The sequence below is a fragment of the Photobacterium sp. AWH4_225 genome (genome assembly GCF_056158405.1).
In genome coordinates, this window is record NZ_JBSWTF010000001.1 from 3,440,129 (window position 1) to 3,452,718 (window position 12,590).

The 12,590-nt window shown below is 50.7% G+C and carries 9 protein-coding genes and 1 other annotated feature; of the genes, 3 read left to right on the forward strand and 6 right to left on the reverse strand.

What is annotated here, in order from left to right; translation table 11 throughout:
• Position 1: 1 nt before the first annotated feature.
• Positions 2-2,461 (reverse strand): bifunctional aspartate kinase/homoserine dehydrogenase I, encoded by a 2,460-nt coding sequence (gene thrA / locus ACXAD4_RS15995; RefSeq protein ID WP_475242628.1) that lies wholly within the window; start codon positions 2,459-2,461, stop codon positions 2-4.
• Between the two features lie 70 nt (positions 2,462-2,531).
• Positions 2,532-2,651, reverse strand: a sequence feature (Thr leader region).
• A gap of 316 nt (positions 2,652-2,967) precedes the next feature.
• On the opposite strand from thrA, the gene aceK reads away from it, so the two are divergent.
• On the forward strand, positions 2,968-4,698 hold the full coding sequence (gene aceK, locus ACXAD4_RS16000) for a bifunctional isocitrate dehydrogenase kinase/phosphatase (RefSeq protein ID WP_475242630.1): 1,731 nt from the start codon (positions 2,968-2,970) through the stop codon (positions 4,696-4,698).
• 137 nt (positions 4,699-4,835) lie between these two features.
• Positions 4,836-5,294 (forward strand): hypothetical protein, encoded by a 459-nt coding sequence (locus ACXAD4_RS16005; RefSeq protein WP_475242631.1) that lies wholly within the window; start codon positions 4,836-4,838, stop codon positions 5,292-5,294.
• Positions 5,295-5,390: 96 nt separating this feature from the next.
• On the opposite strand, the gene ACXAD4_RS16010 is transcribed toward ACXAD4_RS16005, so the two are convergent.
• A complete protein-coding gene (locus tag ACXAD4_RS16010) occupies positions 5,391-5,888 on the reverse strand; it encodes a putative 4-hydroxy-4-methyl-2-oxoglutarate aldolase (protein WP_475242633.1) in 498 nt (165 codons plus the stop codon).
• Positions 5,889-5,961: 73 nt separating this feature from the next.
• Entirely contained in the window at positions 5,962-6,363 is a 402-nt protein-coding gene (locus tag ACXAD4_RS16015; protein ID WP_475242634.1) for a DUF3293 domain-containing protein, read from the reverse strand.
• Between the two features lie 394 nt (positions 6,364-6,757).
• Between ACXAD4_RS16015 and arcA the strand changes: the two genes are divergently transcribed.
• Positions 6,758-7,477 (forward strand): two-component system response regulator ArcA, encoded by a 720-nt coding sequence (gene arcA / locus ACXAD4_RS16020; protein WP_039467143.1) that lies wholly within the window; start codon positions 6,758-6,760, stop codon positions 7,475-7,477.
• Positions 7,478-7,573: 96 nt separating this feature from the next.
• Here arcA and ACXAD4_RS16025 read toward each other — a convergent pair whose 3' ends face one another.
• From ACXAD4_RS16025 to ACXAD4_RS16035, 3 genes are all read right to left on the reverse strand, one after another.
• Positions 7,574-8,149, reverse strand: coding sequence for a hypothetical protein (locus ACXAD4_RS16025; protein ID WP_475242635.1), 576 nt, complete (start codon positions 8,147-8,149; stop codon positions 7,574-7,576).
• Positions 8,146-10,512, reverse strand: coding sequence for an aerobic respiration two-component sensor histidine kinase ArcB (arcB, locus tag ACXAD4_RS16030; RefSeq protein ID WP_475242636.1), 2,367 nt, complete (start codon positions 10,510-10,512; stop codon positions 8,146-8,148). Before arcB ends, ACXAD4_RS16025 begins: the two co-directional genes overlap by 4 nt.
• A gap of 127 nt (positions 10,513-10,639) precedes the next feature.
• Positions 10,640-12,559: a GGDEF domain-containing protein gene (locus ACXAD4_RS16035; protein WP_475242637.1), complete on the reverse strand. Its 1,920-nt coding sequence runs from the start codon at positions 12,557-12,559 to the stop codon at positions 10,640-10,642.
• Between the last annotated feature and the right edge of the window lie 31 nt (positions 12,560-12,590).

Genomic DNA, 12,590 nt, shown 5'->3' on the forward strand with positions numbered 1-12,590 from the left:
CTTACACTCCTAATTTCCAGCCCAGCGTACGCATCAAGTCGGCGAAGACCCCTGCGGCTGTTACTTCTGTACCGGCACCATAGCCTCTTAGTACCAATGGGATTGGCTGGTAGTAGCGGCTGTAGAAAGCCAGCGCATTCTCACCATCCTTGATCTTGAACATAGGATCATCCGGGTTGACCGCAGCAATCTTCACTGCACATTTACCGTCTTTGATTTCACCGACATAACGAAGCACTTTACCCTCACTGGCTGCCTCTTCAATCAAATTGGCAAAGTAGGCATCCGCTTCAGGCAAACGCGCCATGAATTCATCAACTGAGCCTTCGGCATCGAAACCCGGTGGCAGAGCCTGCTCGACAACCACATCTTCCAACTCAAGTGCCATACCGGCTTCACGGGCCAGGATAAGTAGCTTACGGGCTACGTCCATACCCGATAGGTCATCACGAGGGTCCGGCTCGGTGAAGCCATTGTTACGCGCAACCGTCGTCGCCTCGCTAAAGCTCATTCCCTCGTCCAGCTTACCGAAGATAAAGGACAGCGAACCAGACAGGATCCCCGAAAAACGCTCCAGTTCATCACCGGCGGCCATTAGGTTCTGCAAGTTTTCAATAACTGGCAACCCGGCACCTACCGTAGTGTCATACATGAACTTACGGCGCATTGAGCGCGCAGCCTGACGCAGCTGCTGGTAGTAAGCCATGCTGGCGGTATTGGCTTTCTTGTTCGGGGTGATCACGTGGAAACCTGCTGACAAGAAGTCAACATACTGCTCGGCAATACCTTGGTCTGAGGTACAGTCAATCACGATTGGGTTAATAACGTGGTTGCGTTTCACCAGCTGGATCATTCGTGCAAGGCTTAGGGGTTCGGAAACCTGACCCATTGCATCACGCCAGTTCTCCAGCGGGAGGCCGTTACTATCTAGCAGCAAACCCTTGCTGTTGGCCAAACCACATACCCGGATCACAATGCCATTCTCGGCCAGTTTCGCCTGCTGGCGCTGGATTTGATCCACCAGCTCACCACCGACACCACCGACACCAATAACAAAGACATCAAGGAAGTGCTGGCTGTTAAACAGGTTCTCGTGACATGCCTTGACCGATTCGGAAACCTTGTCGTCCGGGATCACCGCAGAGATCGCCCGCTCGGAAGAACCCTGGGCAATGGCTACAATATTAACGTCCACTTCAGACAGCGAGGTAAAGAAGCGCGAAGCCACACCACGGGAGGTGCGCATACCGTCACCGACCAAAGTAACAATCGCAACGTTATCCATAAATTCGACAGGCTCAAGCAGGCCTTCTTTCAGCTCCAGCTCAAAGTGGTCCTTGAGGGCACGCTGGGCTGCCAGTTTGTCCTCGCTCTCGATACAGAAGCTGATGCTGTACTCCGACGAAGACTGGGTGATCAATACAATCGACACACCGGCCGATGACATGGCACCAAACACACGGGCGGCCATACCAACCATACCTTTCATTCCCGGCCCCGACACATTGACCATGGTCAGATCTTTCAGGGTAGTGATCCCCTTGATATCCAGCTTGTCTTCACCTGTATCAAGACCAATCAGCGAGCCTGCTCCCTGTGGGTTGAAGCTGTTTTTGATAAGACATGGAATATGGAATTGGGCGATAGGAGCAATGGTTTTCGGGTGCAGAACCGATGCACCAAAATAAGACAGCTCCATGGCTTCCTGGTAGCTCAGAGATTTAAGCAGGCGGGCATCGGGTACCAGGCGAGGATCACAGCTGTAAACACCATCGACATCAGTCCAGATCTCACAGCATTCGGCACGCAGACAAGCTGCCAGTACCGCCGCGGAGTAATCCGAGCCATTACGGCCAAGGGTGACCAACTCACCTTTTTCGTTACCGGCAGTAAAGCCCGGCATGATATTGACATGGTCCTGCGGCAGTGGATTTTGACGGAAGTTCTGAGTAGAGGCTTCAATATCGACGTGGGCCTCGAGGTAATCACCATGGGCCAACAAGTACGCCACAGGGTCAATCAGACTAGCCTGGTGACCTTTGGCCTGCAGCAGCGACTGCATCATAACGATAGACAGCCTTTCACCCTTACTGATGATTTTGGCATAGACATTGTCAGGGCAGAGGCCCAACAATTTAATACCGTGAACGTATTGCTTCAGCTGGCCCAGCGAGCTCGCCAATTTGGCCTCCAATGCCTCCTTGTCAAAGCCAGGCTCAACCTCTTTTAGCCCCGACAGCAGTTCATTGAACACCGCTTCCAGATCGGCCAATTGTGCTTCCGCCTCACCAAACTGGATACTGTTTTCAATCACTGACACCAATTTATTGGTGACTTTACCCGGTGCCGACAGCACCACTGAAACCGGCCCCTGCTGGGCGTTATTGGCGATAATATCCGCTGCCCGAGAAAACCGGTCAGCATCGGCCAACGATGAACCACCAAACTTTAATACTCGCATTCCCTACTCCCACAACTTCCTAAAACGTGCCCCCGGTGACTTTTTGCCACTCCAGGATGAAATATCAGGTTAAAAAAAAGCCCACATCTTTTTGGGATGTGGGCTTTTTTTTGCAATTCTTTCGCGCATCAGCCCACCCCAGCAATCATGGTGCCGGTAATAATAATGGTGGTTGTATTCATGCTGAATGCGTTAAACATAGGTGTCCTAAAAAGATAACCAATATATGTATGCATTTACGTTTACCGTAATCATTTTCCCGAGTCAACCTTATTTTTGCCTCGAGATGGCTATTTAAATAGCAAAATGCAGGTAAAACTAGCGATATAGCTATACCATTGAGGCATAGTTAGTATCATTTTATTGCAGTTAAACTAAACAACATGCATAGTAGATATGGTGAATAATTAAGCAACTTAGGATGATGCGCCCAGGGTTGGTAATACTGAGCTTGGGAACAATGTGCCGTTACTCATAGGCTAACTTGATAAGAATAGGGAGCTCGGATGACAGCTGCAATGGAACAACTTGTCGCCCATACGATTCTGCAAGGTTTCGATGCCATGTATGGCCGATTTTTGGATGTGACTGCCGGTGCGCAGGAGCGCTTCGAAAGCCAGAATTGGCCAGCCGTACAACAGGCGCTCAAGACCCGTATCAAGTTCTATGATCACCATGTTGGGCTCGTCACCAGCCAAATTACCATCATGCTGGGTAAGCGCTATGCCAACCACGCATTTCTGATGGCGGTCAAAAATGCCTATGAGGATCTGCTGCTCGATTATCCCCGTTACGATATTGCCGAGAGCTTTTTCAATTCGGTCTATTGCCGGATCTTCGAGCACCGCAATATCAAACGCGACAAGCTGTTTGTCCATAGTTCACAGGAAGGCCGGATCCCCATTTACCCGACCAACCTCAGCCGGCTGTACAATACCGGGGCGACGCTCGACACCTTGCTGGGCCGGATCCTCGATGACACGCCGTTCAGCCTCGAATGGGAGGATAAACAGCGGGATATCCAGTTGCTTGGCGAACGCATCAGCCAGCATTTGGCAGCAGTTGGCAATCCACCACCAGTGATCGAAATGATCCGCGAGCCGTTTTTCCGCAACAAGGCAGCCTATTTGGTAGGACGGATCCGCTTTGACGACCACCATCACCTACCCATTGTTCTACCTATTCTCACTACCAGCGAGAACAAGCTATTTGTCGATGCCTGCCTGGTCGATGTCGATGCGGTCAGTATCCTGTTTGGCTTCGCCCGATCCTATTTCATGGTTTACGCCCCGGCGCCGGCCGCACTGGTCCGTTTCCTGAGTGAGCTGATGCCAAACAAAACCAAGGCTGAGCTCTATACCGCGATAGGTTGCCAAAAGCACGGTAAAACAGAGCTCTACCGCGAGTTCTTGCACCACATCGAACATTCCGATGACCAATTCGAGTTAGCCCCCGGGATCAAAGGCATGGTGATGTCGGTGTTCACCCTACCGTCCTATGGGTTTGTGTTTAAAATCATCAAAGACAAATTTGCTCCGCAAAAAGAAATCAGCCACGCCGTGGTCAGGGAGAAATACAAGCTGGTTAAAGAACATGACCGGGTTGGGCGGATGGCCGATACCCAGGAATACCGCAACTTCACCTTTGACCGCCACCGTTTCAGTGACGAACTACTGGAAGAGCTGCTCAAGGTCGCCCCGTCTATAGTCAAGGTCACCGATCAACAAATCCTGATCAAGCACCTGTATATCGAGCGGCGGATGATCCCGTTCAATTTGTATATTGAGCAAGCCAACGATGATGATCTGCGCCATGCGGTCGATGAATACGGCAAGGCCATCAAACAGCTGGCGGCCGCCAACATCTTCCCCGGCGATATGCTATTCAAGAACTTCGGGGTGACCCGCCACAAGCGGGTAGTGTTCTATGACTATGATGAGATCAGCTACATGACGGAGATGAACTTCCGCCAGATCCCACCTCCCCGTTATCCGGAAGACGAGATGGCTGCAGAGCCTTGGTACAGTGTCGGGGTTAATGATGTCTTCCCGGAAGAGTTTCGGACCTTCCTGCTGATCAATCCAAAGGTTAGGCAACTTTTCAACGAGCTGCACAGCGATCTGTTCGAGCCCCAATACTGGCAGCAATTGCAAAGCAATATCGAGGAAGGCAAATTCGAAGATGTCTTCCCGTACAGTAACCAGCAACGACTCATTTTCGGCCAGGGGGCTAGCTAAATAGGGCAAAATGTCTCAGCAATGCAAAACCGTTGTGTCATTTTTGTACTAAATGACCTAATATTATTTTGTTCTTAGTAGTACTTTGTTAAGGATATATATAAAAAATCACAACAATAAAACAGGGAAGGTGATGAATGCGTACATGGCTAATCACAATTGCCCTGCTGGTAGTGGCGTTACCAACAACAGCAGCAGAAAGCAGGCTATTGAACATACTTGACGATGATTCGTCTTCTGGGTGGTTCATGTCATCCCAGTCCAAAGGCGCAGAGCAGTTCGATCTCTGGCAAATCGACAGCGGCTATGCCTACTCTATTTCTAATAACACTGAGCTTTATCTCAGCACCCGCTTGAAAAGCGGCAACGAAAACCAATCAGCCAGTCGTGGGCTGTTATCCGGTGTGAAGTATAGTTTCACACCGAAACTGAGCTTACAAAGTGCCGTAACTTCCGAAACACAGAACCAAGACACAGTGATGGGTGTGGAGGTATCGAGCCAATATGAAGTAACGGAAAGGCTAAATTTGCATGCTACGCTCGACTATGAGGCACTGGAGCAAATTTACCAATTCGGGATAGGCTTTCGTTTCTAGCGCTATTCCGTCACCTGATTTCTCGTAAACCTAGCAAAACGCCTGGCTCAGCCAGGCGTTTTTCTATTGGGTTTCTTGTTGCCATCAGGCCTTTCACTACGGATTGATAACGGATAGATCAAGCGGCTGCTTGCTAAAGACAATACCATTGAGGTCGGCATAGAGCATGTCTCCCGGATACACCAAGGTATGGGCAACAGTAAGCGTGACGTTTTCCTCACCGGTCTGGCGCTTGACGGTTTTCACCGGACAGGTTGCCAATGCCTTAACTCCGATATCCAATGTTGCAATGATCCCAACATCACGCGCGGCACCGTTAATGATGATCCCTTCCCAGCCATTCTTCTGGGCCAGCAGCGCCAGCTGATCACCAAGCAGTGCTTTGTTACAGGAAGCATGCCCGTCGATAAACAGCACTTTGCCTTTACCTTCGCGGGAGAGGATATCTCGCACCAAGCTGTTGTCTTCAAAACACCGCAAAGTAACTACTTCACCATAGAATACCGTCCGGCCGCCGTAATTTTGCAGAGTCAACGGTAACCAACGCACATCCTGTTCAAAGTGATCGCACAAATCCGGGGTTAAATCTTTCATCGCAGGCTCCTTTTATTGTCTTTGTTGCCTTCCCTATCCAAGGCCGTCTCTTCCCCAGCTCCTTGGGGCTACGTTAAGTGTAGAGAAAGCTTGGCCAATCACCCAATCTTTGTGTCTCCACACCGTCGAGTAAAACTGGCACTAAAAACAGCTCGTTACCTTCGACCCAATAAATTGCGTTCTGCTCCCAGCGCCGGGCTTCCAAACATGCGGCCTCCTTGCTCAGTGGCACGATAAAGCCTAATTCCTGCCACTGCCCATCCGGGGCGCTGCAGCTGATCGGCAATACACTGTCGCATTGTGATTTGAGCGCTAACTCAAGCTTTTGATGTCGAGCTAGGTTGTCTTTCTTGCTAAGAACGATGCTTCTCGGATTAAATGCTGTTAGAATTGCAAAGCAAGGGTAAACAGGGTGTTGCTTAAGATTAAAGATGATCGATTGGTAGCTACACCATAGCGATTTTTTTTCACACATAGAAAGTAACACCTGAGGGACGATGCATTTTTTTGTAGCGAATGTTAAACAAAGTGGAGAGTCGTAATACACTTCATACTGTTTGATGTAAATCAATAAAGTGCCCGAAAGCAGCGCGGAAACAAAGCACTTATATTGTTAGCGAGCTGTTAAGTGAATACAATCGTCGCCATCCCACGGAAATTGTAGCCAATGCCCCTAAGTTTGGGCTTTTTCAGCGAAAATCATCATGTCGTGATGAGCTGGATAAATGGATGGCGTACCAACAGGAAAATGAGGAAATACGACCAAGCACGTATTTCTCCCAAGTTTTTGCCTGTATGTGAATTTTTTATATAGAATTTTACTATTCTGTTTTTGACCAGATTCCGTTTTTAGAAATTAGGTACTGCCAATGCAAACCCCTCACATTCTAATTGTAGAAGACGAGCACGTAACACGTAATACCCTGAAAAGCATCTTTGAGGCAGAGGGTTACACAGTATTTGAAGCCAATGACGGCGCTGAAATGCACCAGATGCTTTCTGAGCACCCAGTTCACCTAGTGATCATGGATATCAACCTACCAGGCAAAAACGGCCTGCTGCTTGCGCGTGAACTACGCGAGCAAGGTGACATGGCACTGATGTTCCTGACTGGCCGTGACAACGAAGTGGATAAGATCCTTGGTTTGGAAATTGGTGCTGATGACTACATCACTAAGCCATTCAACCCTCGAGAGCTGACTATCCGTGCTCGCAACCTGCTAACCCGTGCGATGAACCAAGGCTTGCCAACTGAAGACAAGCGTATGGTTGAGCGTTACGAGTTCAACGGCTGGTCGCTTGAAATCAACAGCCGTTCATTGGTTAGCCCAAGCGGTGATCAGTTCAAGCTGCCACGCTCAGAGTTCCGTGCCCTGCTTCACTTCTGTGAAAACCCAGGCAAAATCCAGACACGTGCCGAGCTACTGAAGAAAATGACCGGCCGTGAGCTTAAGCCACATGACCGTACCGTCGACGTGACTATCCGCCGTATCCGTAAGCACTTCGAATCAGTGGCTGATACCCCGGAAATCATCGCGACAATCCACGGTGAAGGTTACCGTTTCTGCGGCGATCTGGAAGAAGAATAATCTTTCCGGCTCTTCGCATAGCAAAAAGGCTCCTCGCGGAGCCTTTTTTGTTTTTTTGCAACGGGGAATGGCTGAGGCCGTAATTACAACCACCAATCAGAACACCTGACTGATCAATACCTCTTGCTGGATCACTACCTGCTCCTGGCCTTGATAAAGTACCGTCACCGCAATATCAGCCTTGCTGCCCGGTAGCCACTCCGGCCCGCCACGCATACTGACTTCCAGGCTCATTTCACCTTCCGAGCGAATCTCCAGGTTTTCCTGCGCCAGCCACTGCTGGTCGTCCTGCGCTATCATCACCTGCATGATTTCCACCCCTGCAGGCAATGGCTTCATATCGCGCGTCAACAAACGGATAGAGGCATGCAGTTTATTAGCAGGCTGGCTACCATCATCACCGATCACCGGCATGCTGTTGAGCCATAGCTCACTGCCTAAATAAACGGTCACTTCTGACAGCACCAGCTCCTGTGGGGATTGCCAGATATCAATCTCCGCCGGTAAGGTCACCGGAACCTCCTCGACAGGTGGCGCTTCAGGTTCGGCTTGCTCTTCGACAACAGCCGGGTCTTTGGATTCTGTCTCTTGGTCTTGCGCCCTTTCACCACAGCCTGCAACCAATACTATCCCTGCTGCTAGCAGAAACGCTTTTGCATCAGTTCCCATCATGCCTTCTCCTGCTGGGCTAACCAGTCTTTAAGCACCTTAAGATCATTGTGGTAGCCATCTTTGATTTCATCGACCCAATCATTGATATTCTCCCACCAGGCCGGCAATTCCGGCGATTGGGCTTTTTGGGCAACCTGCTGGATATGCTTGAGACCAATGGAGCCGGCCGCCCCTTTAATTTTATGCGCCTCAAACTTGATGCCGTCCTGATCCTTGGCCGTCATGTTGGAATCAAGGATCGCAATGTATTCCGGCATTTTGGCCTCAAACATCGCAATGCTGTCATACACCGGCTTGGTACCGACAATCTCCACATAGGAGGACAGCATTTCCAAATCCAACAAGGTATTAAACATCTCATCGCTAACCCCTTGCGGGTTTTCACTTTCAACCACCAATTCCTCTCCTTCTTCCTCATCCAGCGGGCATGTCAGCACCAGGCGCTGGATCACGTCCGTGATGGCCTTGACGCTCAGCGGCTTACTGATCGCATCATCCATGCCTTTGGCCAGGTATTCACCCTTATCCTTGATAACATTGGCTGTCAGTGCCACCAATGCAGGTAGGTAGTCATATTGTTCGCGCAGCTTGGCTGCGACATCGAAACCGGTCATGTCCGGCAGCTGGATATCCAGCAGCACCAAATCGTAGGCTTCTGGGTCAAACAGCTCCAGGGCCTCGTCACCGCGCATCGCCACCGTCACTTCATGGCCCAGGCTTTCCAGCAATGCCTTGGCAACCGTAATGTTGAGCTCAATGTCTTCCACCATGAAGATATTGAGGCTGATCTGCGGCAGGGACGGCAGGGCTTCTTCTTCCTCAACACGCTCGACTAGCGGGGCGGTGATTGTCACCGTGAAGGTACTGCCTTCGCCCACTTCCGAGCTAACCGTAATGTCTCCGCCCATCATTTGCACCAACTGGCGCGAAACCGACAAGCCAATCCCGGTACCGACCGCATGCAGGTTGTCGTTTTCATCTTTGACCTGATAGTACATGGCAAAGATCTTATCGAGCTCTGTTGCCGGGATCCCTATTCCGCTATCCTCGACTTCGAAGGTGATATGAGCTTGCTCATCATCCACCTCGCTGCTGACCGACATCACCACACCGCCATCCTTGGTAAACTTGGTCGCGTTGCTGATCAGATTCCACAGCACCTGACGTAACCGGGTACCATCTACCTCAATGCACTCAGGTAGCTCAGTCAGCCGCTCGAGGTCGAAGCGTAGGCCTTTCTGGCTTGCCATCAGACCAGAGATATTCTCCATCTCAGAGACAAAGTCATGGAAGTCGAGCGGTTTAGGCATCAGTTCGAGACGGCGACGGTCAGATTTGTCCATATCAATAATATCGTTGAAGATATTACCCAGAGTAATGGCACTGACATAGATGGTACGCATGTAGTCGTTCTGCTCTTGATCGAGCTTGGTCTCAAGCAACATCCGGCTAAGACCCACAATACCATTGAGCGGGGTACGTAACTCATGGCTGATGGTAGAAATGAAAGCAGTCTTGTCACGGCTCGCCTTCTCCTGCGCATCCTGGTACTGCTTGCGCTCGGTAATATCACGGCCAAAGCCCATCAAACCCAGACGTCGGCCGTCACGGCTGTAGAAAGGTACCTTACGCAACTCGAAAATAGCCTTACGGCCATCGGGGTACTCCAACCACTGCTCGTAGGTCAGGGAAACATTGTTGTTGAACACCTGCTGGTCTGTTTCGGCGATTTTGCTCGCCACTTCTTCGCTGTAGACATCCCAGGGCGTAAGGCCAACCAGTTGCTTCTCGGTGCGGTTGGTGAGCTCTTCCATCGCCCGGTTACAGCCGGAGAACTGGCCTTTCTCATTGCGGTAGTAAATCAAATCGGGCGAGGCATCGAGGAAAGACTTGAGCAATGCGCTCTGCTCGGCCAATTCCAGCTGGGCGTTTTCACGCTGGTAGACTTCGTTTTCAAGATCCTGCATCGCTTCACGGCGGGCTTCTTCTGCCTTTTCCCGCTCTTCGATTTCCTGATTGAGCTGGTTAATGTTTTCATGCAGCTGCTTGTTGAGTTGCATATCACGCGAGCGCATCTCTTCAAGCTTGGTGACTAACTTGGACAAGCGCTGGCGGGACTCTTCTAGTTGATCCACCACGACGGATAGAAAATAAACGGCCCACGGCGTGATCAACAAACCAAAGAACACCGAGCGGACAATATCAATATCCAGCACTTCGCCCTGCAAAACCAAGGTGACACCTATCTGCACCACCACCGCCAAGGCCACCAGCGCAAGGGCCAGTAACAAACTAAACTTAACCAGTCCTAGTTTGACCAGCAGATCAACGTAATATTGTGCCAGTACTTTGATTTGTTTCATTATTGCTTCCTATTCACTACCGCTTCACCATCATAATGGCGAGCCGCCGAGAACCCAAGCAGGCTTTTTCCAATCACCTGCCGTCCTTCACATTTTGGTTGTCCGGCCGTATTAACTACGATCCAGTCTACCCGGCCTCTTTTTCTGACATGGTCATGGTACAGTTTCGCCCTGCCGCCTTGGCCCGGTACAGTGCCACGTCTGCCAGCTCCACCAGCTCACCATAATCCTGATTCGGTTTTGGTGTCAGGGTAGCCACCCCCAGACTCACAGTCAGGGTCGAGGCGATATCCGAATAGCGGTGAGTCAGGCCTTTCTCGGCCAGTGCCCGATGGATTTCCGTTGCGACTACCTGACCGCCTTCCAGGCTGGTATTTGGCAGCAGGAAGGCGAACTCTTCACCACCATAGCGGGCGACTTCGTCAGTCTCGCGCTTAACCACACTGCGCAGCACTTTCGCCACTTCTCGCAAGGCAAAATCACCCTGTTGATGGCCATAGTTGTCATTGAAGGCCTTGAAGTAATCAATGTCACACAGGATCAGCGTCAGTGGGTGCTGCTCACGGATATGGCTGTACCACATCTTACGCAATTGCTCATCGAAACTCCGGCGGTTGGCGACCTTGGTCAGGCTGTCAACAAAGCTGAGCTCCTGCAATTCCATGATGGCATCGGCAAGTTGCTGCTCGGCCATCTTACGCTCAGTCACATCCCGGGCCATCATCAGCACCCCGGTGGTGTCATCGGTCGGATCCCGGTAAGGAGACTTGAGGACTTCGTACCAGATAGGGGTGCCGTCTTCCAAAATCACGTAGTCATCAAGTTTGACACTGATCCCTTGCTGGATAACCTGCAAATCGGTCTGCCGAAACAACTCATATTTGTCCGGCTCCAACACATCGGCCGACGATTTTCCCAGCAGCGCTTGCTGGGTATAGCCCAGTGATCGTGCAAACGGCTCGTTACAGCCAACATAAACACCATGTTCATTATATAAGGCTATCGGATCCCGGCTGGCACTGAGGATAGTATCAAGTAAGGTATTTCGCTGGGCCAGCTCCTGTTCGGTCACTTCCCGTTTTTCGATTTCGGTTTTCAATACCTCTTGCATCTCATGCCAGTCCGTCACGTCATGGCTGATACTGAGGGTACCGATGGCCTCACCGGTATCACCAATCAACAAATTACAATTGGTTTCCAAAAGCCGGCTCGAGCCATCAGGGGCCGTGGTCCAAGTATGGGACGCGGTATTGCCCAAAGAGCCGATATCCTGTTCTTCGGTGATCCCTTCATCGAGCCTACCCCGCCAGAAACGATCAAAGGCTTTGTTGGTGCCAATCAGCTTGCCTGATTTGTCTTTGAAATACACCAGCTCCGACAGGGAGTTCAGCACCTGCTGGAAGATCCGCTGCTCATTTTCCAGCTTTATCTGCTCACCGTGACGTGAGCGGGGCGAGTCGATAAACAACAACCAGCAAGGCTGCCATTGGCATCGAATCGATTGGCCTGAAACCAGCAGTGGGATCACTTTGCCATTACTTTGAGGCAAGGCCTCATCAACATCCCTGAATGCTTTCAGGCCGGTAAAGGGGCGAAAGAAGTCACACAGCATCTTGCTGCTGAGTCCATCAGGATAAAGATAGCGATCATTAATCTTGCGTACCCCCAGCAACTGACGGCAGGGCTTGTTGCCATAGATCAAATGGCCATCCTTTTTACGGACAAGCGCAACAGCAACAGGCATCAGGGTAAGCTGGCCATGCAAGCGGCGGAAGGAGCTGGCTTCAAGGTGATGAAACAGCAAGGTTAATAACCCTCCGCCGATAACCAGCACAAGGATCAACAGAGAAAAAAGCAGCGCCGGATTATCAGCTTGAAACCATTGGGAAACGGTTGAGGCCAAGGTCGCAGGAGCAAAAAAGCTCGCCCCCAGCAATAATAGGCGGCGAGACATCCCCTTGATCAGAAGCACCCCGCAACTGGCCAGTAAGGTGAGCAGTGTAAGCAATATCGGACTAACAGAGCGTTCCTGACAGGAAGTATGCATTGATTTTAGTAATTGACGTCATTTTACTCGT